This window comes from Paenibacillus sp. BK033, assembly GCF_004345425.1.
GTDB lineage: Bacteria > Bacillota > Bacilli > Paenibacillales > Paenibacillaceae > Pristimantibacillus.
On the sequence record NZ_SLVP01000008.1, the window covers coordinates 103,345 to 128,147 of the forward strand.

Consider the following 24,803-nt stretch of genomic DNA (forward strand, 5'->3'; position numbering starts at 1 on the left):
GGAATACCATGGTTTCCATCACCAAAACTCCGAAAGTAACCGGCACCCTGTTTATACTCGCAGCCGTATCCTCGGTATTGGGTCTTCTGTTCTACGGCCCTATCCTTAACCACGCGAATTACCTGACGAATGGCTCCGTGCACGCAGGCCAGATCATCCTCGGAGCGCTAATGGAGCTGATCCTGGTTGCTTCTGCCGTTGGCACTGCTGTCACGATGTATCCTTTTCTCAAAAAATATAACGAAAGTATCGCCCTCGGCCATGTGTGCTTCCGCCTGCTCGAGGCCGTCGTTATCACGGTTGGCCTAGTCGGCATGTTGTCCCTCGTCACCTTAAGCCGGCAATATGTCGCCGCTGGCGCTCCCGATCCCGCTTCTTACGAAGCCGCCGGAACGTTGTTCCTGGCCGTGCATGACTGGACCTTTATGCTTGGCCCTAACTTCTTGCTCGGCATTAATACGATGCTGTACAGTTACATTTTCTACAAATCCGGGCTTGTCCCCCGCTTCATTCCGATCCTTGGCATGACCGGCGCCGTACTCGTGTTCAGCGCTTCGCTGTTCGAGATGTTTGGCGTATTCTCTCAGCTGTCGGTCTGGGGCGGTCTCCTCTCCCTGCCGGTAGCGGCAAACGAGATGATCCTGGCCGTTTGGCTGATTGCGAAAGGTTTTAACAAAGCGGCGCTCTGAAGAGCTGCGCGTATGCCAAAAAGGCCGGGATTTCACCAAGGAAATCCGGCCTTTACGATTTAAAAAGTCTCACTCGTAACCGTGTTAATAATCGTAGCCGTTAAGCCCCGGGTATTGATCGAACCCCCGGCAAGCTGTTGTTGCGAGGCGGCAGAGGCCGTCACGGTAAAAGAGTACGTATACGTTCCCGGCCCCGGACTGTCTACCCAGGTGAGAGCGCTAGTCACGGAAACTTGGGAGAAATCCGCCTGATTTCCCTGCTGCGTTATCGCCTCATTATCGGCAGCGATAACGTCTTCCGGGTTTCTGGAGAGAACGCCGTTAACCAAATAGCCCTGAACCACTGTAAAATCCACATTCGCAAAAGCATCCAGCTTCACCACTTGGTTAGCCAAGAGCACGATCGGCGTTAAGGTTAGCTCTACCGTGGCCTGGTTATTCACCAGGTCAATCTGTTCGCTGCTGCCGGAGAAGCGGATATCCGCAATACCCGAAGGTCCGGTTAGACCTTGAACTCCCTGCGGCCCCGCAGCTCCCGCCACTCCTTGTGCCCCGACCGGCCCCTGAACGCCTTGCACGCCTTGAGCTCCTTGAGCTCCTTGAGCTCCTTGTGCGCCCTGTGCACCTTGCGCCCCTTGCACATCTCGCTGTATCGCTTCTCTTTGTAAACCGGCAACATCGGAAGTCGCCGTAGCTTCTGCCCCTGTGAGATTCGCAGCCTGTATCGCCTGCACGAAAGCCGGAGAAGACACAATTCCGGGCAGTACGGAACGGACCGCGTTATCGAATACGGGATGCTCGATGACTTGCGGCAGAACCGTGCGGACAACCCTGTCAAAAGCAGGGGTCGCTAATACCTCAGGCAAGGCAGAGACAATGGAACGGTTAAAATTCGGACTGGCAATCAAAGCGGGAATGACATCCGAAGATAGTTTGCCTGGCGTTACTGCATTTCTCGCCAGCTTGGTGGCCGTTATTGCTCTGGGAGCAATCCTGCTTGCCGTAATCGGCCGCTCCAGCCTGCTGACCCGCTCCTCAACGGTAAGTCTTTTTGCTCTTGGCAAAGCCTCTATCCCTCCACTCATATAACTGATCTATGATCTGTATATGGTTAACAGTGTATTGGGTAGGGACCTGTCCCGGCACGTTGTTTGTTCCTGAGGAAAGCGACTATTTTATTTTCATTTTCAAATAACGACAACCTGTCGTATTTATCCATTTCAACCTATAATAGAAAGTATTCCAGAGAGGGATGTGAAGGATGTTGAAAAAGATTTCCATGGTCTTTATCGTCTTGCTCTTAATTGTTTTAAGTATACCTTTTACCGGATTTAGTGCAGCCAATGTATATCTGCCTGACTCCTCCGGCACTGCGCTTAACTGGGATTTCGACGAAACCCCTCCGAAACGCCCGAATCTGAAGCTCCTTAACTCGGCGAACTATGAATACAAATGGAAAAGAGATAACTCGCTCTTATTTAACCTTGTTCAGGACAAGAATGGGGTCCTCTATATGAGCGATGCGGACAATAAGGTTCATGCCGTCTATCCAAATGGAAAGGAAAAATGGAGCGTTCAATTGGATATGGGCTTTGAGTTATCCGTTATTTATTTAATTTTAGGCCAGGATGGAACGATCTATGCTTACAGCTCTGATTTCCTTACGCAGCCCGGCATGACCTCCATATATGCCCTATCGCCAGAAGGAAAGGTCAAATGGTATTTACCGCCCGATACCATGGTTTATAGCAGGTTCGACTCGCATTTTGCCGGTGATTCTCACGGCAATTTTGTCTATTTCTCTGCAGACGGATTAATCTCTCGTAATGCAAAGGGGGAGGTTAATTGGACAAACAAAGAAATTCGTACTTCCGATCCGAACAAACCATCGCCAAGCACGCGTTCCTCCTATTTATTTATTGACCCAAAAGGAAATATATACGTGGATTCCGAGAGCAAAGAGATTATCTCCATCAATCCTGATGGAACGGAAAGATGGCGTTCAACGCCTCAAAGCTACTTGAACCAATTTGACGTATTCTATCCTTATTTCTCGGATGCAGGCATCCTCTACATGCTTACTTCCAGCGGTTTGCATGCCTTGACAGGTACGGACGGCAGCCAGGTTAAGCTTTCCGGTCAATCCGATCTATCGGATATCCGCTCCTCCGGTATTCCAACCGACGGCAACGGCGGTTACTACTTCGAAAACAGAGGAGATATCCAAAAGCTTGACTATAAAGGAGCTATTAAATGGTCGTACATACCAAGGCCATCTGAAAAATACGGACCAGGCTCTACTAAGCCTCTCGTAACGGATGATAAGGGGAATCTCTATTTCGGTACGGGGGTTGGCAATATCATTGGTCTCAACAGCGATGGACAAGAAATATTCGCTTTTCTTAGAAATGCTTATTGGTATAAACATACAGAAGTCGTCATTGGAAACAGCGGTAACCTCTATTCCATTAATGACGACATTGGACTTGTAGCCTTTGGCAAAAAACAAATCCAGGTTTATCAGGATAATCGCTATTTGCCTATGTCGGTAGCTCCTATAATGGATAATGGTTCCGTGTTAGTCCCCTTCCGCTCCTTGTTTGAGAGTATGGGCTTGAAGGTTGGCTGGAATTCCTCCTCGCAAACGATAACCGGTACAAAGGAAGGACTAACGATTCAAATGAAAATGGGTTCGCGAACGGCCTATGTGAACGGACAAGCGAAGTCATTGAGTATTGCTCCAAAGATGTTCAAAAATTCTACTTTTGTACCCCTTCGTTTTGTAGCGGAAGCTCTTGGGAAGAACGTAAGCTGGGACAGTAAAAGCTCTTCCGTTAATATTAATTCAAAGGTATGAGCAATCAACAAAAAGGCCAGATTTCCTCGCAGAGGATTTCTGGCCTTTCCCTACACCCAAGCATCAATATCATAGCCCCGCTCTTCCCAATAGCCGATATGATCCTTGTCGATCAGCTCGATCCGGTTAAGCCATTTCACCGACTTGTACGCGTACATTTTTGGCACGATCAGCCGGACCGGGCCGCCGAGCTCGCTTGGGATCAGATTGCCGTCATGCAGCATCGCGACCATAATGTCGTCCATCTGCGCCTGCTCGAGGGTGAGCGCATCGGTGTATACGCCATCGCCTGAGTAGAACTTCACCGTTTTCGCGTTTGTTTTAACCCCGGCCTCCTGCAGAAACTGCTTGAGCGGAATGCCTTCCCACGTATTCTTGTACACGGACCAGCCCGTCACGCAGTGAAAATCGCTCACCTGAACCTTGCGCGTCAGCTTCACGAATTGCTCCCAGTTCCATGTCATGGGCTTATCGACCAGCCCGTCTATGGTGAAGGACCAGGTCTCATTGGAGAAGGACGGAATCGGCGTCACGGAATAGATCCGGAAGTCGCCTTTGGCTCCCCCGCCTATAGGAGGCGCGGAGGCTGGCATGGGCTGCGGCAGAGGTGCGAGCTGATTGCCATCCCTTGTCACAATCTCCTCGTAAGAGGGACTCCCGAGGCTGACGCCAAGCGTATTGACGGTCCACTTCAGAAAAGACGGTCCAACCGCAATCGCAATACCGCCTCCAACCGCCCATTTTACAAATGAACGCCGGGACAAGTACGACTGCGGGCTTGCCGCGGGATGAATCGGTACGTCCACCGTTTTCTGTTCACGCTCCGTGCGCACCGTTCGCCGGTTCGGCTCCTTGAGCCATTTCGTCCTGGTAATGGAATGGTAAATAATATAAGGCAGGCCAATCCAGGTTAAGAGATCATGTACAGTCAGCGCATGGTTCGACCACCACGGCCCTACGGCGCGGAACTGCCAGAGCAGCACGCCCGAGATGAGCCATCCGACAAGCAGGCCAAGCACGACAAAAACATTAAACTTCTGCCAGCCTTTACCTCTCAGCTGCTTCCAGTGCTTGGCCGCGAGCAAGAGATAGAATACGACCGGAACAAGGGACAACAAGCCGACGATAATGTGCAGCTCCTTCAGCCACACCCTTCCTTCCCCAAGCACGCCGCGCCAGTAATTCATCACCAGCATGATCCCGGACAAAGCCAGCACGACCACAATCCAGCCGTTCCAAGCATGCAGGAGGGTAAGCTTCCGGCCAAACCCCTTGCGTACCCATTTCAGAAAATCTCCCATCCTCGTCCTCCTTTCATAAATGAGACGTCTTCTTCCCTTCGTGAACCGTGAACCAGAATCGACTGCCTTGACCGTCCGGCTGCTCGACTCCAATAGAGCCCCCGTATTGCTCCACCAGCCGTTTGGCAATCGACAGCCCAAGACCCGAACCGCCGCCTTCGCGGCTGCGGGAGCGATCCGTCCGGTAGAAGCGGTCAAAGATCCGCTCCCGCTCGCCTTCCGCAATCCCGACTCCTTCGTCGGTCACCGATAACCGGAGCATGCTGCCTTCCAGCTCGTCGGCCTCAATGAGGATAATGCCGCCGCGAGGAGAGTAACGAACGGCGTTCTCGATCAGATTTTGCAGGACGCGCTGCAGATGCCGGGCTTTCATGTTGACCCGCAGCGGACGCTCCGGTAGACGGACGCGAAGCTGTTGTCCCATCTCCTCCAGCTGAAGCGAGAATCGCGGATGCAGCTCGAGAAGCACGTCCTCCACAACGGCCGTGTGACTAATTTCTTTGTCCTGCGCCTCCGCATCCAGAGTAGACAGCTCGAACAAATCCTGTATAAGCTCGCTCAGACGCATCGTCTCCGAACGGATCGTGCCCAGATAACGGCGGTATTCCGCTTCGTCTTCAAGGACCCTGTCCTCCAGGGCTTCCGCATAGGATTGCATGGAAGCCAGCGGCGTACGCAGGTCATGAGCCATATTGGCCACCAGCTCCCGCTGGGCGGACTCGGCCGCGCGAACCTGCAGGAAGCTCTGCTCCAAGCTTGAGCCCATCCGGTTGAATTGATCCGCCAGCTGCTTGAATTCCTTCAGACCAGCAGGCTCCACCCTTGTCTGCAGCTCCCCGGCGGCAATTCGGGCAGCACCTTCCCCGACCCGGCGCACCGAGGCTTCAAGCGGACGAACCAGAAGGAAGAAGAGCAGCGCGGATGCCATTCCTGCTCCTACCGTAGCGATACAAAGCCATATCAGCTGCTCCCGCGTAACCAGCATGTATTGAAAGAAAACAAGAAGAAGCACGATAATAAACGCAATGCTAATCGTGTTGGCGAGCAAGAGATAGGTTCGAAGCTTCATCCCGGGCTCCCTTTGGGGTCCAGCTTGTAGCCTATACCCCATACCGTTTTAATCCAGCGCGGGTCGGACGGATTAGGCTCGATTTTCTCGCGCAGGCGCCGGACTTGCACGGTTACGGTTGTCGTATCCCCGTCGTAGGCGATATCCCATACCTGATTAAGCAGCTGGCTGCGCGAGAACACCTTGCCGGGATACATGGCGAGCAAATGCAGCAGATCGAATTCCTTCACGGTCAGCTCGACATCCGACTCCAGAACGGAAACCCTTCTCTCTTGCGGGTAGATCGATAAGCCTTCGAGATAAATCGCTTGACCCGATGCTTCCTCCGGAAGCTTTTCCGCATCCCGTTCCCCGGGCGATGCATCGCTTCTCCGGCCCACTCTCCGCAAAATATTATGGATTCGAAGCACAAGCTCTCTAGGGCTGAACGGCTTCGTCATATAATCGTCAGCGCCCATCGTGAGACCAAGCAGCCGGTCCGGCTCTTCGCCGCGGGCTGTAAGCATGATAATCGGGGTATCGTCGACCTGCCGAATCCTATCGCAAACTTCAATTCCGTCCACCTTCGGCATCATTAAATCCAGCACCAACAGGTCCGGGCGATGCTCCTTCCATAGGCGGATCGCCTCTTCCCCGTTCTCCGCTATCCACACCACATGGCCTTCCCGCTCCAAATACCGCCGGCATACATCCGTAATATTCCTCTCATCGTCCGCTACTATTATGCTTGCGCCCATCCGCTGCCCTCCCGTCCAACAACCTCTTGATGCTTCTATTATACGGCTTGTTTAAATCGGTTACGACTGTACCCGGCAAAAGAAAGAGCATCCCCCTGCCGCCGGGCAGAGGGATAACGCGCAACGGGCTTTATTTGCTGTCGTTCATCGACTTGTCGTCGTTCATCGACTTGTCGTCATTCATCATCTTGTCGTCGTTCATCGACTTGTTGTCGTTCATCGGCTTGTCGTCGTTCATCGGCTTGTCTTCGTTCATAGCCTTGTTGTCATTCATCTCCGATGCCGGCTTATTGCTCATCTTGTCCTTATTATTGTCTGCATTACATGCGCTTAACAGCAGTACGCCTCCCAGCACAACGATAGCCCATACTTGTTTCTTCATGTTTATCTCCCCTTTCAAGCCTATGAGTGCCACCCAAGCTACTCACGACTCCTAGCTTACCGGAAAAAGCTAACCATTGAAGAACGGGGCTCTTGCAAAAGCATTATCAAATCCTTACAAAAGGATTGCATCCAGTCCAATCTCTTATCCGCAGCACAAAAAAGGCTTTGCACCTGTATCATACAGATGCAAAGCCATTTCGTATGCGCTCAACTGACCGAGGAGTTGATCTTACCCATCTCGTCTTCCACTAAAATTGTTAATTCATCCTCGTATCCGCCCGTTATCCTATACTTCCGGATATAGTCTTTAACAAACTTGCGCGGATCCTTCGGCTGAAAAATTCTCGTGAGTTCCTTCAGGCTTTCCTTGACCTCATTCTGGCTATGTTTCGCCATGAAATCTCCTCCCCTATACGTTGGATGGTCGTCCTAAACAACAAATCCGAGAACGGATGCGGCATTTACGCCGCAAATTACCCCCCATTTCAGTGCAGGCAACTCCATGGTCAATGAGTCACAATGTTTGCATTTTTCTTACTATTATAACATTTCGGGCAAGATTGTAAAATAAACAAATGTTAATCTAACCCGTGCCTTCGTTCTCCCGAGGCGGCTTAGCCGGAGGCTCATCGGCCTTTGGCGGAGCGGCTTTCGGGGGAATTGACGGAGGCGGAACGTCCATGGATGAATGGTGCGTTTCGTTCCTGTTAAACATTCGTAAATAGGCAAAAACGCCAATTATCGCAACTGCAATCCCAAATAGCAAAACGACCGCGGTAATCCATCCATCGACCATGCTCCCGCCTCCTCTCTTCTTATATTTATCGGCTGAAAGCTGTTTTGGTTTCAGTTTATTCGTCTATAAATTTTTCTTCCATATATAGGATATATTATATCGAACCAACCGTCCGTCAGCAACTCGGCCAAATTGACTAAATATTCGTTATCGCGACACAATCCGATAGGTTCCGCTTCCCCACGCGATCAATCTTCCTTCCTCATCCTTCACCGTTGCCTGCAGGGTAATCGTCCGTCCAATCCGGTGCATGATCTCGGCTTCGCACACCAGATTGCCGCTCTTCGCGCTCTCCAGAAAATGCGTGTTCAGGCCTGCGGTAACCGTCTTTTCGCGGCATGCGATCATGACGACCAGACCCATTGCATTATCCAGCATAGACATCAATACCCCGCCATGCACGATGCCAATCAGATTCAAATGTCGCTGCTCCGCGCGCAGCCGGATCGCCGCTTTTTCCGCATGGGCAAAGACAACCTCGCAACCAAGCTCGCTCCAAAAAGTCCCGCTGGCCAGCTCCTCCAGCTTCGCCAAATGCCTCTCGATATCCGCCTGCTCCGCGGCAAAATCCTCCGCCACGCGCATCACCGCCTCTTAAGTTATTGCTCCTTCTCCAGCTCCTCCATCAGCTTGCGTCTCAAGACCTTGCCGATCATCGTCTTCGGAAGCGAGTCCCGGAACTCGTACAGATGCGGCACCTTAAACGCGGCAAGCCGCTGCCTGCACCAGACGTCGAGCTGGGCCGCCGATACGTAAGAGCCCTTTTTAAGTACAACGAAAGCCTTCACCGTCTCGCCGCGGTACGGATCCTTCACCCCAAGGACGGAGGCTTCCATGACGGCCGGATGCTCATACAGCACCTCTTCGACCTCGCGCGGATAAATATTGAAGCCCCCCGCAATAATGACGTCCTTGATCCGGTCCACAATCGTAAAAAAGCCGTCTTCGTCCATATAGCCAAGGTCGCCGGTGTGCAGCCAGCCATCCCTCAGCACGATTTCGGTCTCCTTCGGATTGTTCCAGTAGCCCTTCATGACCTGAGGACCGCGAATGACAAGCTCGCCAACCTCGCGAGCGGGAAGCGGCTTGCCCTCCGGGCTGAAGATCGCGGCCTCCGTGTCCGGAAAAGGCATGCCGATCGTGCCGATTTTGCGTTTGCCCCAGATCAGATTGGCATGCGTCACCGGCGAAGCTTCCGTCAAGCCATAGCCTTCGATCAGCTTGCCGCCGGTCATTTTCTCGAACTGCTCCTGCACCTCCAGCGGCAGCGCCGCCGATCCGCTGATGCAAGCCTCGATCGAGGAAAGATCGGTGCTGGCTGAATTCTTATGATTAATCAATGCCACATACATCGTTGGCGCACCCGGGAACAGCGTGGGCTGCTGCCGGCTTATCGTATCGAGCACCGTCTCGGTCTCAAATCGCGGCAGAAGCACCAGCGAGCCGGCGCGCATAACGGAGAAATTCATTAACACGGTTAAGCCAAATACATGAAATAGCGGCAGCGCCGCCAGAAATCTTTCGTAGCCATCCTTCACCCTGTAGCACCAGGCGGAGGTCTGCATCGTATTGGCCACAAGGTTCCGGTGCGTCAGCATCACCCCTTTCGGCGTTCCGGTCGTGCCACCGGTATATTGAAGCTGGGCGAGATCGCCGCCGTGGATATCGGTCAGGACGGGAAGATTAGAGCTGGAGGACAGAAGCTTCTTATAAGAGACAACGCCGTGACGGCCGTACGGAATATCGGCTTTGAAGCCTTCTTTGCGCTGCTTGAGCGGATAGAGGAGATTTTTCGGAAAAGGAAGTCCGTCCTTCAGCGACGTAATGATCGCGTTCCTGAGCTTCGGAACGGCTCCCGCCTCCGGAAGCTCGCCGCGCACGTTGGCAAGGCGCTCATAGAACAGGTCGACGGTAATGATCGTTGTCGCCCCGCTGTCCTTCAGCTGATGCTCCAGCTCCCGCTCCACATAAAGCGGATTGGTCTGAACCACAACGGCGCCAATCATTAGGGCGGCGTAGTAAGAGATCACCGCCTGCGGACAGTTCGGCAGCATAATGGCCACGCGGTCGCCGCGGTTGACGCCAAGCGAGATCAGACCGTTAGCCAAGCGGCAGGTATGGTCGTAAAGCTCGCGGTAGGTGAGCGATTTGCCGAGAAAATGAACGGCTTCATTCGCCGGGAATTTCTCCACGGCATTCATGAGGAACTGCGGAATGCCATGATTCGGGTAATCCAGGGAAGCCGGGATCTCCAGCGGGTAATGCCGCAGCCACGGCTTTGGAATGACGGGAGGAGCATCGGGCTCCTCCGATGCCGCGGAGGCAACGGCTTCCTCGGGAGCCGGCTCATCGCCTGGCATGTCTGCGGCGGACGGTGCAGGCGCAGCTTCCGGAGCGGCGTCTGCTGCGTCAGGCACTTCGCTCTGCTCGGCCTCTGCCGATGGAGCAGAGGCCGCTGCTGGCGCAGCCTCCGGCACAATCGCTTCCGCGGATGGCTCTGCCTCCGGGGCGGCATTGGCTGCGGCAGGCTCCTCGCTCGACTCGGCCTCCGCCGGCGACGGAGCAGCTTTAGTCGCTGGGGCTTCATCGGTTGCGGCAGCTTCCTCGCTTGGCTCGGCCCCCGCGGACGGAGCCGCCTGAGGCTCGGCTTCTATGAGCTGCGGGGCTGCGGCTTCCTCCTGCCGTGGCGATAGCGGCGTTTTGTCAGGTGCGGAATTGGCCGGCTTTTGCCGATCCTCGGGTACAAGCGGGTTTTCCGGATCTGCCTTACCCATATGGCGTTCCCCCTCCTACACAATATATTGCTCCCCGCTAATGACGCGCGCGGCAATGTCCCGCTTGGCCGCAATCGTATCGACCAGCGGACCGCGCATCAGCTTTTTCAAGACCGACAGCTGCATCTGCAAGGCATCTCCCTTCGCCAGCGCCGCCAGAGCAACCTTCGCAATCGCTTCGATCTTCTCCAGCGCTTCCTGTACGAAGACTTCCGTCATTTGAATCGCGTTCCCCGCATCCGCGCCGCTATGCACGAGCTTTTGCGTGCGGAGCAGCGCGCTTTCCGCCGCGAAGAGCTGAATCATGATATCCGAAAGCGAGCAGAGCACTTCCTGCTCCTGGTCGAGCTTCATGCCAAGCTTTTGCACGGCAAGCCCGCCGACGGCAAGAAATGCTTTTTTCCCCTGCGATACGCGGTATGCCTCCCGGCTGAGCGGCTCATCAAACGGCGGAACCGGCATCGGCTGCAGCAGCTCGGCCTGCAGGGACTGCGCTTTTTCGAGCAGCGGGAGCTCGCCCTTCATCGCTTTTTTCAGCAAGGTTCCCGGAATGAGCATCCGGTTAATCTCGTTGGTCCCTTCGAAAATCCGGTTAATCCGCGAATCCCGGTAAATACGCTCCACCTTGTATTCCTTGATATAGCCGTAGCCGCCGTGGATCTGGATCCCCTCGTCCGCGACAAAATCCAGCGTCTCCGACGCAAACACCTTATTAATCGAGCATTCCAGCGCGTACTCGCTGATTGCTTTCGCCGCCCGCATTCCGGCATCCGGCGCATCCGCTCCGGCACCCTCGGCGATCAGCATGGCATCGATCCAGCCCGCGGTCCGGTATACCATGGATTCCAGCACGTAGGTTCTGATATTCATATCCGCCAGCTTGGCGCCAATCAGCGGATAAGAGGAGATGGCGCGGCCGAACTGCTTGCGCGTGTTGGCGTATTTGGAGGCCAGCTCGATCGTTTCCTTTGCCGCGCCAAGACAGCCCGCTCCCAGCTTGAACCGCCCGATGTTCAGGATGTTGAACGCGATTTTATGCCCTTGGCCGATCTCGCCAAGCACGTTTTCCACCGGCACCGCGACATCCTCGAAAAATAACGGGCGCGTCGACGAGCCTTTTATGCCCATCTTGTGCTCCTCCGGACCAAGGCTGAAGCCCGGCATTCCTTTTTCCACGATAAACGCGCTGAACGCTTCCCCGTCCACCTTCGCGTATACGATAAACACATCCGCAAAGCCCGCGTTGGTGATGTACAGCTTGGAGCCGTTCAGAATATAGTGGCTGCCGTCAGGCGACAGCTTTGCCGTCGTTTTGGCGCCTAAAGCATCCGATCCGGAGGCCGGCTCCGTTAAGCAATAGGCGGCGATCAGCTCACCCGTGGCGAGCTTCGGCAAGTATTTGCGCTTCTGCGCGGCCGTTCCGAAAAAGACGATCGGCAGCGTGCCGATCCCCGTATGCGCGCCAACGGACAGCGCGAAAGAGGAGGCGCGGGCAAGCGTCTCCGACAGCAGGGTAGTGCTTACTTTATCAAGTCCAAGACCGCCATAGGCTTCGGGTACATCCGCTCCAAGAAGGCCAAGCTCGCCGGCCTGGCGCATCAGCTTTACCGTCAACTCATAGTTGAGGCCCTCAATCTGCTCATCAAGCGGAAAAATCTCTCCCTCCACAAACTGCTTCGCCGCATCCGCCATCATCTTCTGCTCTTCGTTGAAATCCTCCGGCGTCACCGTCGCGGACGGCAGAGCATCCTCGATTACGAAACGACCGCCAAACCGAATGTTTTCCCCCATGCTATACGTCCCCTTTCCCTTTCGCCTTCCTGCATCCTCCACTTGCGCGCTATGCTACGCGTATACCTCAAACACGCCAGCGGCTCCCATTCCTCCGCCAACACACATCGTGACAACCCCGATTCCGCCACCGCGTCTCCTAAGCTCGTGAATAAGCGATACCGACAGCTTTGTCCCCGTACAGCCAAGCGGATGACCAAGCGCAATCGCCCCGCCGTTTACGTTCACGCGTTCGGGATCGATGCCAAGCTCCTCGATAATCGGCACGCATTGGGCGGCAAAAGCTTCATTCAGCTCGAAAATATCAACGTCGTTAACCGTTAAATTGGCTGCCTTGAGCGCTTTTGGAACAGCCTCTATCGGGCCGATGCCCATTACTTCGGGAGCTACCCCGGCTACCCGGTAGGTGCGGAAAGCGGCAAGGGGCGTCAGCCCAAGCTCCTTCGCCTTGGCACGGCTCATCACAACAACCGCGGCTGCGCCATCGCTCATCTGCGAGGAATTGCCGGCCGTAACCGTACCTTCCCGGGCAAAAGACGGCTTGAGCGGCGCCAGCGTCTCCGGCGTTGTATCCGGACGGACGCCTTCATCGGTGTCGAAGGTGAAGGTGCGTTCAATTGGCCGGCCATACTCGTTCACATCGGACCGGGTTGCCGTCACCGGTACGATCTCGTCTTTGAAGCGGCCTTCCTGAATGGCGGCCGCCGCTTTGCGATGGCTGGAAGCGGCAAACGCATCCTGCGCCGCGCGGGTAACATTGTAGCGGCGCGCCACCTCCTCCGCCGTGTGGCCCATGCCCATGTAGACCTCCGGCATGGCATCCACAATGCCCGGATGCGGCGACAGCTTAAAGCCGGTCATGGGCACATGGCTCATGCTTTCCACGCCGCCGGCGACGAGAATGTCGGCGTCGCCGAGCCTTATCCGTTCAGCCGCGTAAGCGATCGCCTGCAGACCCGAAGCGCAGAACCGGTTAATCGTCACGGCCGGCGTCGTAACCGGGAAGCCGGAATAGAGCGATATAATTCGCGCCATGTTCAGCCCCTGCTCGCCTTCCGGCATGGCGCAGCCGATGATGACATCCTCGACGTCGGCGGCATCAAGACCCGGAACCCGGCCTACCGCCGCAGTCAGCACGGCCCGTCCAAGGTCCTCAGCCCTTGTCTCCGCCAGACTTCCCTTCTTCGCCTTGCCCACCGCGGTTCGTACCGCGGATACGATAACGGCATCGCGGTCATGATCCGCAAATTTGCCCGCTGCTCCCATAGAGCGCCTCCTTCTTTTTGGCGCCGCCTCTTCCTCATCGCGCAGGCGGCGCTTTTGTTGTGGTTCTTTTTGCGATAAGACCCTGCGAGGGTCTTATTAGCTGCGCTAGCCGTGTTTTCGAGCAGCTTCTGGACTTGTTTCGACGTTAAGGCCCTTCAGGGACCTTATGAGGCCTCGTTCGGCGTTTGTTAGGGTGGTTAAGGCCCGTTAGGGACCTTAACCTTGTGAAATCAGCATGATACGCAACATTTTCCACCTGAAATCTGAGTATTAAAGCCCTTTAGGGACCTTAATGCGCTTCATATTGCAAGTTAGTTTAACGTTAAGGCCCCTAAAGGACCCTTACGGCTTAAGCAGAAGGCCGGCGATCAGCACCTTATGACGATTGCGTCGGGCGATCTGACCCTACTTCGACCTAATTCCGCAGCGGCTTGCCGGTGGAGAGCATGTGGCTCATGCGATCCTGCGTTTTGCGCTCGCCGCAGAGGCTGAGGAAGGCTTCGCATTCCAGATCGAGCAGGTACTGCTCGCTGACCTCCGCTCCGGGCGCGGCATCTCCGCCGGCCATCACATGCGCGAGCTTATTCCCAATCAGCGCGTCATGCTTGCTGATCTGGCCGCCGAGCAGCAGGCTGTGCACGCCCATGCGAAGCACGGCTTTGCCCTCGCGGCCGGCCACGCGGACGCGGGCCTCGGGCTGCGGCGTGTAGCCGGCCCGGTCCAGTTCAAGCACGGCCCGCTTCGCTTCGGCAATCCGCGCGTCCTGCCGCATTATGACGCGGTCCTGCGGGCGCTTCAGCCCGATGCGGCCTACATCGAAGCCGCTGGTGGACGTGCGCGCCATCGCAACCGTCTCGAACAACGCGTTCAAATGCGGCTGAATGTCGCCGCCTCCTGCCCTAGCCGCAGCCATAACGGCAGCCTCTTTCGAGCCGCCGCCCGCCGGGATCAGCCCAACCCCGGTCTCGACGAGACCGAAGTAAGTCTCCGGCGAAAAAATAATCTGATCGGCCGGCAGGCACGCCTCGACGCCTCCGCCAAGCGTCATCCGGTGAGGCGCGGCGACGACGGGACGATCTAATTTTTTGATCGAAAGCATGCTGCTCTGGAACATCCGGATGATGTCCTCGACTTCGTCCCACTCGCCGTTTTGCGCCTCCATCAAGAGAAGCAGCAGGTTCGCGCCTACGCAGAAGTTACGTCCGTCGTTCGCAATAACAAGCCCGCGCCAATTCTTGCTGACCTCCTCGGCCGTCCGCCGGATCGCCGTCAGAATCTCGCCGCCGATGGCATTGTTCTGCGAATGGAATTCGAGACATACCACATCGTCGCCAAGATCGATAAGGCTCGCGTCCGAGGTGCGCAGTACCGTCCTGCCGGCTTCCTTAAGGGCAGCAAGCGAGATCTCATCCGGTGACAGCTCTTCGGCCGCATACCCTCCGCCCCCGCCGGCGTATACGAGCCGTCTGCCCTCCTGCACCTTATAAAAGCTGCCGTTTCCTTCCGCAATCCACGTCAGCACCCATTCCGGCACCGCGTCGCCTTCGGCCTTCATCCGGGCTACGGACTTCTCTAACCCAAGCGCATCCCACAGCTCGAACGGCCCAAGCTCCCAGCTGAAGCCCCATTTCATCGCTTTATCGATATCCGTGATGGAATCGGCAATAACGCCAGCCAGGGATGCCGAATAGAGGAGCGTGCGCTTAATCGTCTGCCAGGCGAACCGGGCGTATTTATGCTTCGGATCCGTGCCGATGAGCGCCCGAACCTTGCCGCCCGTGCCTTTCGCCGCCTTGGCCGCGTCGATGATTGGACCCTTTACCGAGCTCCGCGGCCGATAAGCAAGCGATTCCAAATCAAGCGATTCGATCTCGCTGCCGCCCTTCGGACCTCTTATTTTCCGGTAAAACCCGCCGCCGCTCTTTTCGCCCAACCGGCCCGATAACACCAGCTGCTCCAATAACGGAGGCCTTGCGAACGTCTCGCGTTCAGCCGCATCCGTGCTTTTCTCCCGGACGTTGTCGACGACGTGAAGCAGCGTATCGAGGCCAACCAGATCCAGCATCCGGAACGTTGCCGTCTTTGGCCGCCCCATCGCAGGCCCCGTCAGCGCATCCGCTTCCTCCACCGTAAGCCCGAATTTCAAAACCTCCTCCAGCGTCACCAGCATGCCGTACGTGCCAATCCGATTGGCTATGAAGTTAGGCGTATCCTTCGCCACAACCACGCCTTTGCCAAGCCGTTCCTCGCATAACGCGGTCAGCAATGCCGTAACTTCCGGATCCGTGTCGCTCGTCGGCACAACCTCAACCAGCTTCATGTAACGCGGAGGGTTGAAAAAATGCGTCACCGCAAAATGCTGCCGGAACGCGTCGCTCCTTCCCTCCACCATCTCGGCTACCGATAAGCCCGATGTGTTGGAGGAGACAATCGTGCCCGGCTTCCACACGCTCTCCACGCGCTCGAACAGGCTTCGCTTCACATCCAGCCGCTCCACAACCGCTTCCACAATCCAATCCACCTCGGATAATCCCGCCAGGTGGTCCTCGAGATTACCAGCCGTAATACGCCCGGCGAAAGAAGGCTCATACAGCGGTGCCGGCTGCGCCTTCGCCATGCGTGCAACGGCAGCTTGGGCCAAGCGGCTGCGCACCTGCGGGGAAGCGAGCGTCAGTCCGCGTTTTTCCTCCTCCGGAAGCATGGTCTGCGGCACGACATCGAGCAGCAGCACACGCATGCCGGCATTCGCCAGATGCGCGGCAATTCCCGCGCCCATTACGCCGGAGCCGATGACGGCCGCGCGCCTTACTGTCCCTGTTCGATTCATCTGCATTGAATAGTCCCTCCTGAAAAGAATGATCCTGCAAACAGCGAGACAGCGGATTCCTGATGGTTTTTGCTTCAGAAGCATGAGCTGTCTTTTTACCGGGCCTTTAAACTGTTTCTTTGCCAAACACGCTTGCCGCTAGCAGCTCTGCCACATCGCGTGCCGCCGTGTGCTCGTCGGCCTCCAGAAGCTTCAGCCCGTCTTCCATCATCGTCAGGCAATACGGGCAAGCCGAGCCGATGACCGTAGGCCGCACCTCCAGCGCCTGCGATACTCTTGCGCGGTTAACGCGAACGCCGCTTTGCTCCTCCATCCACATGAGTCCGCCGCCCGCTCCGCAGCACATGCCGTTCTCGCGGCTTCTCGCCATCTCTTCGATCTCGATGCCCGGAATCGCCTTCAGCACCTCGCGCGGTGCATCATAGATGCCGTTATAACGCCCAAGATAGCAGGAATCATGGTAGGTCACGCGTTCTTGAACGAGGTGCTCGGGCGTTAACCGCCCATCCTTAAGCAGGCGGGCAAGCAGCTCCGTATGATGCTCGATCCTGACGTCCGACGGAAGGCCGAAGTCCGGATACTCCTTGCGGAAGGTATTAAGCGTATGCGGGCAGGCCGTTACGATACGGGTTATCCCGTAACGGGCGATGGTCTCGATGTTTTCTCGGCACAGCTCTTGGAAAAGCAGCTCGTTGCCGATCCTGCGCGGCGTATCGCCCGAGTTCCGCTCCTCTGCCCCAAGCGTGGCAAACGACACGCCCGCCTGGTCGAGCAGCCGCACGAGATCATACAGCACCTTCCGGCTGCGCGTATCGTAGGAGCCCATGGACCCTGCCCACAGCAGAAACTGCGGCTTAGGCGCTCCCGCACGTTTAATTTCCTGCATCGTCTTCACGCGGACGCCGGTACGGCTTTCGCACTCGTCGATCCAGGCCGCGCGTTCGGCTCTCGGAAGTCCCCACGGGTTGCTTTGGCGCTCGATGTTTTGCAGCGCGCGCTGGCCGTCAAACGGCAGGCGGCCTTCCATCAGCACGAGATAACGGCGCATATCGATGATTTTGTCCACATGCTCGTTGCCAACCGGGCACATCTCCTCGCAGTTGCGGCAGGTCGTGCATGCCCACAGCTCCTCCTCGCTCATGACGTCTCCGATCAGCTCCAGCTCACCCGGCTTCGCTGCCTCCCGGGCATTCCAAGCCAGCTTCTGGGCCGTCATGGTCGGAATAATGGAGGTCACGCTTCCTTCGGGACTGTCCTCCCAGGACGGAATCAGCGCCCCCATCACATGCGCCCCTGCCGCCTGCCCGCCCATAAACGATGGAACCCAAGGCGACTTGGACGTAATGGCGGCGCCTTTTTCCGTCAGGTGATCCCGAAGCTTGGTCATGAGATGCATCGGCGACAGCAGCTTGCCGGTATTCGAAGCCGGGCAAACATTCGTGCAGCGTCCGCATTCCACGCAGGCATACAGGTCGAGCAGCTGCTTTTGCGTAAAATGCTCGATTTTGCCCGCGCCAAAATACTCCGCATCCTCATCCTCCAGATTAAGCGGCGCCAGCCGGCCCACCGGCGCATTGCGCCCGAGCCACAAATTCACGGGAGCCGTCAGCAGGTGAAAATGCTTCGACTGCGGCACGTACACAAGGAAAGACAGCAGGACGAGCAGATGCAGCCACCAGAACAGCTCGTAACCCGCTTCCGACGCTATGCTTCCGGCAGGCACGCCAAGCTTCCCGATCCAGTCCGCAAGCACGGAGGAAACGGGGGCGAAACGGCCAGCTACGGCATGGGGATCTCCCGACAGCCGCTCGAAGGAAAGCGTCAGCAGGACCGTCAGCATCAGGCCGCCGATAAACCACAGCACAAGCGAAGGCTTCCAGCCGCGCTTCAGTCTTGGCAGCCGCTCGATATACCGGCGGAAAGCCCCGTACAGGACCGCGAGCAGGACAAGCGAGACCGTCAGCTCCTGCGACCAGGCGAACTGGCCGTAGAAGGGAAACGGAATCGGGTGACCGCTGAGCTTCTTCCAGATAATATCCGCCGCTCCAAACTGCAGAATGATAAATCCGTAAAAATAAATGAAATGCATGACGCCGCTCCGGATATCGCGCAGCAGCTTGCTGTGCCCGAGCACCTGTCCCGTTACCGAGGGACGTCCGGCTGCTTCCCTCCGCTCATCCGATGGCATCGCCTCATGGGCAGCCGCCCGGCCAAGCTTGATATAGCCCACCCTGCGCAAGACGACCGTAACAAAAAGGGCTGCGGCAAGCCCCAATACCGCCGCGAACAAAATCCACCTGAGTGCAGCTGTCGCAACATCTGCCGACCACCATTCCAGCAATGGCCACGCCCCCTTTTGCAGCCCTCGATTCGGACAAGCTTTTAAGCGTTGTGACTAGGAAAAACGGCTGCTCCATCCTAAGGCGGGAGAGCGCGTTTCAATCCGGTGAATTCCAAGTTGTGTTTGCAAGAAAAAACTTATTAACGCTTAGAATTCAAGGAGAAACGGCTGTGCCGTCCTTAAGTGAATGGGCAGCATTTTCAAAAAAACCGCGGTGCTCCAGTATATGAGCCCGTTAGCATGAACATGCCGCCCCTTTCGCCGGTGCGGACGGTCTATTTGGCCGAGTTGACTCATATCGTAGCACTGATGGAAAGCGGTTTAGCCGAGCCTTGCAGCCGGCCGCGGCCATGCTGCGGGAGCGGCGTTTCAGCCCGGCGAGAATTGAGCATGGAACTATAGTCTGAGGAGGTTGCTGCAGTGCTGAACATTGTCGTTCTACTCAAGCAGACATTTGATACGGAAGAAAAAATTATCGTAAAGGACGGCGCCGTTGCGGAAGCGGACGCCAAGCTCGTCATTAATCCTTATGACGAATATGCCCTCGAGGAGGCGCTGCGCCAGCGCGAGGCGCAGGGCGGCGCGGTACGGGTTGTCTCTTGCGGCGGCGACCGCTCGGAGGAGGCGCTGCGGACCGCCCTTGCGATGGGCGCGGATGAAGCGATCCGGCTCGACGCGGCTACCGTCGACAGCGGCGACAGCTTCGCGCTGGCCGCTGCGCTGGCGAAGGTTATCGAGCCGCTGAAGCCGGATCTGCTGCTGGCGGGCTTGTTCGCCGTCGACAGCGGCTCCGGGAGCGTAGCGCTCCAGGTCGCGGAGCGGCTTGGTCTGCCGCATGCGTCGGCAGCGGTGAAGGTTGTCATTGTAGGGCCGGATGAGGCGAAGGCATCCGGAGAGCTGCCGCCGGGCGCAGCGTCGGCGGCGAGGTTCGCTGTCGTGGAGCGCGATGTCGAGGGCGACACGGAGACGGTTGCGATCCCGCTGCCAGCGCTGATTACCGCGCAGCAAGGGCTCAACGAGCCGCGGTATCCGTCGCTGCCGGGCATTATGAAGGCGAAGAAGAAGCCGCTCGCCCGGGTTTCGGCAGCCGCAGGCGGCGAGGAGGAAGGCGCGCGGACATCGCGCCTGGAGTTGTTTCCGCCGGCGCCGCGCGCAGCCGGCCGGCGTCTCGCGGGGACGCCCGGCGAGCAGGCGGCGGAGCTTGTCCGCCTGCTGCAGGCGGAGGGCCAGCTGCCGCAGTGAGGCGGCTGCACGGCGTTAAACGTTAAGGCGGTTAATTAGAACGGAGTCCGTCCGATTGCTTGTTGTTAAGGTCCCTAAGGGACCTTAACGTGCCAAGTAGCCTGCTTTTTCAGCTGGTTAAGTGCCCTCAGGGCTCTTAACCTTGTGCGGACCCGACCACGTGGCAGCTTTTGCGCTCACTGACTGAATGTTAAGGCCCTTTAGGGACCTTAACGCGCCAAGCAGCTTGCTTTTTCAGTGGGTTAAGTGCCCTCAGGACTCTTAACCTTGTGCGGACCCGCCTACGTGGCAGCTTTTGCGCTCGTTTGCTGAATGTTAAGGCCCCTAAGGGACCTTAACACGCCAAGTAGCTTGCGTTTTCAGCTGGTTAAGTGCCCTCAGGGCTCTTAACCAGCTAAGCCCTTAACTTCCCTTGCATCTAATAAGACCCTGCCGGGGTCTTATCTGAACCGCCGCAGCTAAAAAAAGCGTCACAAAGACTCGATGGAGCAGAAATGAGACCCTATGAGGGTCTTATCCTATACAGTCACCACTCCATCTGTTGCAATAAAGCCCTCCCAGGGTCTTATTGCCCCAATCCCCAAACAAATAGTTACTTTCAGCAACGTTTGCGATAAAAACTCATATGCAGTTCGCCTGCAACAAAGGAGGAAATAAGATGGGAACAACGATACTCGTGTTCGCCGAGTGCCGGGACGGCAAGCTGCGCCGCGTAGCGCTTGAGGCGCTTGGCGCCGCGCGGCGGCTGGCCGGTGCGGACGGCTCGGTCCATGCCGTCCTCGCGGCTCCCGGCGGCGCGGCCGACGAAGCAGCCGCGCTCGCTGCGCGAGGGGCGGACGTCGTCCATGTCGCGGACGACCCGGCCCTTCGCGCCTTTGCGCCCGAGGCGTACATCGCCGCCTTGCGCGCAGCTATTGAAGCGGTAAGGCCGGACGCGCTGCTGCTCGGCCATACCGCAGCGGGGCGCGAGCTCGCGCCCCGCGTGGCCGCGGCCATCGGCGCCGGCCACGTCGCAGACGTGACCGCCATCGACGAGACCGATGGCGTGTTCACGCGGCCGCTCTACGCCGGCAAGGCGTTCGAGCGGCGCAGCTTCACCCCGGGCCGGCCGTGGGTCGTCACGGTCCGCCCGAACAACTTCGAGCCGGCCGAGACGCTGCCGGCCGGCGAGCCGCAAGGCACCGTGCAGGCGCTGCCGTTCACGGTGCCGCCAATCCTGACCGCGGTGCGCTCGCTTGTGCGCCGCGCCGGCGGTCAAATCGATCTCGCCGAGGCCGACGTGGTCGTCTCCGGCGGCAGAGGCGTACGCAGCTCGGCCGGCTTCGAGCCGCTGCAAGAGCTTGCGGGCGTGCTCGGCGGCGCGGTTGGCGCCTCGCGCGGCGCCTGCGATGCCGGCTACTGCGGCTATGCCCTGCAGATCGGGCAGACCGGCAAGGTTGTTACGCCGCAGCTCTACATTGCCTGCGGGATAAGCGGCGCTATCCAGCATCTTGCCGGCATGAGCCAATCGCGCGTCATTATCGCGATTAACAAAGACCCCGACGCGCCCATCTTCAGCGTTGCCGATTACGGCATCGTCGGGGACCTGTTCGAGGTTGTTCCGCTGTTAACGGAGGAGTTCCGCAGAACGCAATCCGGTTAACTTGATGATTTTAAGCCTTGGCCTGCCCACCACCGGCTCCCGCCGCAACAAAAAAGGGACTATCCCTGCAAACCGTGAGGCTTGCGGGAATAGTCCCTTTACAATTATTTCAAAGCAAAATCCGGGCGGATTTCCCGGACGCAGTCCGGAGATTCGTAAGCTTCGTCGTTCACCGCGTTAGTGACCGGATAAGCTCTCATGCGGTAGCTATCCATTGGCTCCAGATGCTTGCGCAGCGAGCGGAAGTCCGAGATGCGGGGATTCAGCCAATCCTCCATCCCCTCTTCGTCCATAATGACCGGCACGTTAGGCTGCCATTGCGACATCGTCCCGGTTGCCGGGGCGGTAATCATCGTAAAAGCGCGTACTTCTTGCCCGCTGTAATTCCGCCATACGTCGAAGAAGCCGGCGATCCCGAACACTCTGCGGTTCGGCACCACGATATGCATCGCCCGCGAGTCCTTCTCCTTCTGCCCCTTCTGCCAGCCGAAAAATCCGCTGCACGGCACCACGCAGCGCTGTTTGCGCAGCATCCGCTCGAGGAAAGGCTTGCTGGACAGCATCGAGCTGTCGGCGTTTACGGAATCCTTCGCCCAGAACGGGAACAGTCCCCATCTTGCGTCATGCATCGTCCGGAGTCCCCAGCGATCGTTCATTACGATGGACACCGTCTGCGTCGGCGCTACATTAAACCGGTTCGTATAACAATTAATCAACTGCTCCACCTTAAAAGCCTCAATCATATCTCCAACATCCGCGGTAATGGAATAACGTTCAATCATGTGCAATAACCCCCAGCGCTTTTTAACCAAGTATTCTCTAAAGCGCGGGATGATTATGCGTTCATTTCCATTAATTCGTAAATCGTTTGCGGAATTTAAGCGGCGGCATGCCGGTCTGCGCGGCAAAAAGCCTGGAGAAATGCGGCGTCTGCCGGAATCCCGTCTCCTCCGCCACTCTTGCGATCGGCCAGTCCGTCTTGATCAGCAGCAGCTTCGCCTGGTCGAGACGGTAATACAGCAAATATTGCTGCGGCGTGCACCCGAACACCTCGGTCATGCAGCGGGTAATGTAATTGGTATGCAGCTGAAGCGCTTCGCTCAGCATCGTATTCGTAATCACGCTGCGGTAATTCATCTTCAGATAAGCGGCAGCGCGTTCCGCAACCGATACCCCGGCCTTCGCGGCATCCGAGCGCCAGCCCTCGTCAAGCATCTGCAGCAAATGAAGAAATCGCTGCTGCCGTTCCCAAAAGGCGCCATGCGAGGAGCTTTGCGCCGCTTCATGCAGCTGGGAGAACAGCAGCTTCGCTTCGTCCGGAAACGATAAATGCATTTTTTTCGGCAGGCGGATGGCATACGTGTAATAATCCCCGCGAAGCGATCCCTGGCTTGCTTCCGTTTCCTCCCAGGCTCCAACCGTCTGGAAATGCACCCAGTCGAATACGGTCTCCTCTTGGCAAGGCTTAAACGAGTGATGCCAACGATCCGGGCGCAGTATAAGCACATCCCCGGCTTGAAGCGTCCAGCGGTTGCCCTCCTCCGCGATATAGAGCGAACCCTGCTGAACGAACAGCAGATCAAATACGCCCAGATTCGTCCGGTTCGGATGCTCTTCCCCCGCCTGATACGTTCTCCGATTCGATTCTATGAAAAATGGCAGCGGCGGCGACCGAAAGGTCAGCAGCAATTCCTCCGACACAATAAACCTCTCCTTGTTGTCTCAATGGTGTGTATGTATGCAAAAACTTCATAAAAGCTATTGCCATGTTACCGAAATCATAGCCATTTGTCTACAAACTTAGGGCAGAACGAATCTATGGAAGGTGAAGCGGTAATCCGGAGAATTCTAAGCCATGGATAAGAAAAAACTTAGAAACTCTTAGAACTAAAAAGAAAGCCCTATTCCTCCTCTTGTAGAAGAATAGGGCTTTCCGGTTGCATGAGCTGATTCCTCAACGTGGCTCAGGCACACAATGACTATTGAACGCTTAGATATCTAAATATTGAATGCCTTGAAACAAAGTCGCCATGTACAATCTGCCATCGCGCAGCTCTACGTCCGTTACCGGAAAACCAAGCCTTACGGATAGAAGCGCGAACTGATTCTGAATCATGCTGAGCCGGAACAGCCCATGATCTGTGCACACGTAAGTATCAATGCCAATGGAGACAACGGAGAAAATAAACCTGCCGCTGAAGCGCACCCGTTCGAACCGGCCTCTTTTATCCCCGACCAGCAGCTCTCCCTTATCGCTTGCTCCAATCAAATTCCCGCGAAACACCGACAGGCTGGTGACCGCCCGGCTCAGCTCGAACTCGGCCCATTCGTCCATGAACCGGTCATACAGCGATATTCCGCTCTCATGGCCAACAACGAGATATTGCGGCAGGTTCATGAAGTCGAACACCTTTTTGCCCGGACAGGCAAACTTTTGCCATTCGCCGCGCACCTCCGACCACAGCCCGTATTCGGTCGCCGCATAGCCGGTTCCGCCCAGAATGCGGTATTGGAAGCATGGGACGGCAAGTCCCGTATCTACCCACTCCTCATCCTCGAACAGGAATAGCCCTTCGCTCGTGCAGGCATGCAAAATACCGCTGTGCAGTTGAAGCCTGTTCACGCTTGCATGAGGCGGCAGCCCCGACGCCAGCTTCGTCCACTCTCCGAATTCGTTAATCTCGTATACGCCGTAACCAACCGAAGCGGCTATGATGGAATCCTGACTAACCCGTACCGACGAAAAAGGAAACAGCATCCAGTTCCACGGCTTGCCCTCGTGATTGATCCGTTCCGCCGAATTCCCCGGCTGACCGTTCTCATTAAACCGACTTTCCTTCACGTTTTCAGCTCCAATGCTATGTAAGGCCCGCGTCCGCAGGCTTACTTATTTTGTTCTTTCTGCTCATCTGCTGCATCGTGAATGATGATGGACTCGACCTGCCACGGGCTCGCTTCCCGTTCTTCGCGCTCCGTCTGACGGACTGGATGTATTTGTTTCTTCTTCTTCAAGACCATTTCATACAATAAACCCAACGTTAGAACCTCCCTTTGTGCGAAGCCCGGACTTACCCGGTGGTGCGTTTA

At 56.7% G+C, this 24,803-nt stretch carries 21 protein-coding genes; 4 read left to right on the top strand and 17 right to left on the bottom strand.

What is annotated here, in order from left to right; genetic code table 11:
- The first annotated feature begins 8 nt into the window (after nt 1-8).
- On the top strand, nt 9-689 hold the full coding sequence (locus EV294_RS23130) for a DUF4386 domain-containing protein (protein WP_132311157.1): 681 nt from the start codon (nt 9-11) through the stop codon (nt 687-689).
- A 59-nt stretch (nt 690-748) separates the two neighbouring features.
- On the opposite strand, the gene EV294_RS30415 is transcribed toward EV294_RS23130, so the two are convergent.
- The gene (locus EV294_RS30415) at nt 749-1,753 is read right to left on the bottom strand and encodes a hypothetical protein (protein WP_207918184.1); all 1,005 of its coding nucleotides are present in this window, start codon (nt 1,751-1,753) and stop codon (nt 749-751) included.
- A gap of 197 nt (nt 1,754-1,950) precedes the next feature.
- Between EV294_RS30415 and EV294_RS23140 the strand changes: the two genes are divergently transcribed.
- Nucleotides 1,951-3,546 (top strand): stalk domain-containing protein, encoded by a 1,596-nt coding sequence (locus tag EV294_RS23140; RefSeq protein ID WP_132311159.1) that lies wholly within the window; start codon nt 1,951-1,953, stop codon nt 3,544-3,546.
- A 50-nt stretch (nt 3,547-3,596) separates the two neighbouring features.
- Here EV294_RS23140 and EV294_RS23145 read toward each other — a convergent pair whose 3' ends face one another.
- The 12 genes from EV294_RS23145 to EV294_RS23200 all read right to left on the bottom strand — a co-directional run bounded on the left by EV294_RS23145 (nt 3,597) and on the right by EV294_RS23200 (nt 18,832).
- Nucleotides 3,597-4,847 carry a molybdopterin-dependent oxidoreductase gene (locus tag EV294_RS23145; protein ID WP_132311161.1) on the bottom strand — a complete coding sequence of 417 codons (1,251 nt, stop codon included), beginning with the start codon at nt 4,845-4,847 and terminating at the stop codon, nt 3,597-3,599.
- Between the two features lie 13 nt (nt 4,848-4,860).
- Nucleotides 4,861-5,916 (bottom strand): sensor histidine kinase, encoded by a 1,056-nt coding sequence (locus EV294_RS23150; protein ID WP_132311163.1) that lies wholly within the window; start codon nt 5,914-5,916, stop codon nt 4,861-4,863.
- Entirely contained in the window at nt 5,913-6,653 is a 741-nt protein-coding gene (locus EV294_RS23155; protein WP_132311165.1) for a response regulator transcription factor, read from the bottom strand. Before EV294_RS23155 ends, EV294_RS23150 begins: the two co-directional genes overlap by 4 nt.
- A gap of 130 nt (nt 6,654-6,783) precedes the next feature.
- Entirely contained in the window at nt 6,784-7,035 is a 252-nt protein-coding gene (locus tag EV294_RS23160; RefSeq protein WP_132311167.1) for a hypothetical protein, read from the bottom strand.
- Between the two features lie 209 nt (nt 7,036-7,244).
- On the bottom strand, nt 7,245-7,433 hold the full coding sequence (locus tag EV294_RS23165; protein ID WP_012772497.1) for a hypothetical protein: 189 nt from the start codon (nt 7,431-7,433) through the stop codon (nt 7,245-7,247).
- A 187-nt stretch (nt 7,434-7,620) separates the two neighbouring features.
- A complete protein-coding gene (locus EV294_RS23170) occupies nt 7,621-7,833 on the bottom strand; it encodes a hypothetical protein (RefSeq protein ID WP_132311169.1) in 213 nt (70 codons plus the stop codon).
- A gap of 147 nt (nt 7,834-7,980) precedes the next feature.
- A complete protein-coding gene (locus EV294_RS23175) occupies nt 7,981-8,412 on the bottom strand; it encodes a PaaI family thioesterase (RefSeq protein WP_243711766.1) in 432 nt (143 codons plus the stop codon).
- 20 nt (nt 8,413-8,432) lie between these two features.
- A complete protein-coding gene (locus EV294_RS23180) occupies nt 8,433-10,193 on the bottom strand; it encodes a long-chain-fatty-acid--CoA ligase (RefSeq protein WP_481856088.1) in 1,761 nt (586 codons plus the stop codon).
- A gap of 429 nt (nt 10,194-10,622) precedes the next feature.
- The gene (locus tag EV294_RS23185; protein WP_132311173.1) at nt 10,623-12,398 is read right to left on the bottom strand and encodes an acyl-CoA dehydrogenase family protein; all 1,776 of its coding nucleotides are present in this window, start codon (nt 12,396-12,398) and stop codon (nt 10,623-10,625) included.
- A 54-nt stretch (nt 12,399-12,452) separates the two neighbouring features.
- A complete protein-coding gene (locus EV294_RS23190; protein ID WP_132311175.1) occupies nt 12,453-13,664 on the bottom strand; it encodes an acetyl-CoA C-acyltransferase in 1,212 nt (403 codons plus the stop codon).
- 415 nt (nt 13,665-14,079) lie between these two features.
- The gene (locus EV294_RS23195) at nt 14,080-16,497 is read right to left on the bottom strand and encodes a 3-hydroxyacyl-CoA dehydrogenase/enoyl-CoA hydratase family protein (protein WP_132311177.1); all 2,418 of its coding nucleotides are present in this window, start codon (nt 16,495-16,497) and stop codon (nt 14,080-14,082) included.
- 100 nt (nt 16,498-16,597) lie between these two features.
- Nucleotides 16,598-18,832 carry a (Fe-S)-binding protein gene (locus tag EV294_RS23200; RefSeq protein WP_132311179.1) on the bottom strand — a complete coding sequence of 745 codons (2,235 nt, stop codon included), beginning with the start codon at nt 18,830-18,832 and terminating at the stop codon, nt 16,598-16,600.
- A gap of 423 nt (nt 18,833-19,255) precedes the next feature.
- On the opposite strand from EV294_RS23200, the gene EV294_RS23205 reads away from it, so the two are divergent.
- A complete protein-coding gene (locus EV294_RS23205; protein WP_132311478.1) occupies nt 19,256-20,074 on the top strand; it encodes an electron transfer flavoprotein subunit beta/FixA family protein in 819 nt (272 codons plus the stop codon).
- Nucleotides 20,075-20,732: 658 nt separating this feature from the next.
- Complete coding sequence (locus tag EV294_RS23210) at nt 20,733-21,716, top strand: electron transfer flavoprotein subunit alpha/FixB family protein (protein WP_132311181.1); 984 nt, start codon at nt 20,733-20,735, stop codon at nt 21,714-21,716.
- Nucleotides 21,717-21,820: 104 nt separating this feature from the next.
- Here the strand turns inward: EV294_RS23210 and EV294_RS23215 are convergent, their stop codons facing one another.
- From EV294_RS23215 to EV294_RS30420, 4 genes are all read right to left on the bottom strand, one after another.
- A complete protein-coding gene (locus tag EV294_RS23215) occupies nt 21,821-22,498 on the bottom strand; it encodes an SOS response-associated peptidase (protein ID WP_132311183.1) in 678 nt (225 codons plus the stop codon).
- Nucleotides 22,499-22,568: 70 nt separating this feature from the next.
- Nucleotides 22,569-23,417 (bottom strand): AraC family transcriptional regulator, encoded by an 849-nt coding sequence (locus tag EV294_RS23220; protein ID WP_012772486.1) that lies wholly within the window; start codon nt 23,415-23,417, stop codon nt 22,569-22,571.
- Nucleotides 23,418-23,706: 289 nt separating this feature from the next.
- A complete protein-coding gene (locus tag EV294_RS23225) occupies nt 23,707-24,558 on the bottom strand; it encodes a hypothetical protein (protein WP_132311185.1) in 852 nt (283 codons plus the stop codon).
- 41 nt (nt 24,559-24,599) lie between these two features.
- Entirely contained in the window at nt 24,600-24,752 is a 153-nt protein-coding gene (locus tag EV294_RS30420) for a hypothetical protein (RefSeq protein ID WP_165930786.1), read from the bottom strand.
- Between the last annotated feature and the right edge of the window lie 51 nt (nt 24,753-24,803).

Excerpts from the sequence above, each read along its gene's own strand:
- EV294_RS23180 (WP_481856088.1), bottom strand. The coding sequence starts at position 10,193 with ATGCCAGGCGATGAGCCGGCTCCCGAGGAAGCCGTTGCCTCCGCGGCA.
- EV294_RS23170 (WP_132311169.1), bottom strand. The coding sequence starts at position 7,833 with ATGGTCGATGGATGGATTACCGCGGTCGTTTTGCTATTTGGGATTGCA.
- EV294_RS23145 (WP_132311161.1), bottom strand. The coding sequence starts at position 4,847 with ATGGGAGATTTTCTGAAATGGGTACGCAAGGGGTTTGGCCGGAAGCTT.
- EV294_RS23160 (WP_132311167.1), bottom strand. The coding sequence starts at position 7,035 with ATGAAGAAACAAGTATGGGCTATCGTTGTGCTGGGAGGCGTACTGCTG.
- EV294_RS23190 (WP_132311175.1), bottom strand. The coding sequence starts at position 13,664 with ATGGGAGCAGCGGGCAAATTTGCGGATCATGACCGCGATGCCGTTATC.
- EV294_RS23185 (WP_132311173.1), bottom strand. The coding sequence starts at position 12,398 with ATGGGGGAAAACATTCGGTTTGGCGGTCGTTTCGTAATCGAGGATGCT.
- EV294_RS23215 (WP_132311183.1), bottom strand. The coding sequence starts at position 22,498 with ATGATTGAACGTTATTCCATTACCGCGGATGTTGGAGATATGATTGAG.
- EV294_RS23140 (WP_132311159.1), top strand. The coding sequence starts at position 1,951 with ATGTTGAAAAAGATTTCCATGGTCTTTATCGTCTTGCTCTTAATTGTT.
- EV294_RS23130 (WP_132311157.1), top strand. The coding sequence starts at position 9 with ATGGTTTCCATCACCAAAACTCCGAAAGTAACCGGCACCCTGTTTATA.
- EV294_RS23155 (WP_132311165.1), bottom strand. The coding sequence starts at position 6,653 with ATGGGCGCAAGCATAATAGTAGCGGACGATGAGAGGAATATTACGGAT.
- EV294_RS23195 (WP_132311177.1), bottom strand. The coding sequence starts at position 16,497 with ATGCAGATGAATCGAACAGGGACAGTAAGGCGCGCGGCCGTCATCGGC.
- EV294_RS23165 (WP_012772497.1), bottom strand. The coding sequence starts at position 7,433 with ATGGCGAAACATAGCCAGAATGAGGTCAAGGAAAGCCTGAAGGAACTC.
- EV294_RS23150 (WP_132311163.1), bottom strand. The coding sequence starts at position 5,916 with ATGAAGCTTCGAACCTATCTCTTGCTCGCCAACACGATTAGCATTGCG.
- EV294_RS23210 (WP_132311181.1), top strand. The coding sequence starts at position 20,733 with ATGGGAACAACGATACTCGTGTTCGCCGAGTGCCGGGACGGCAAGCTG.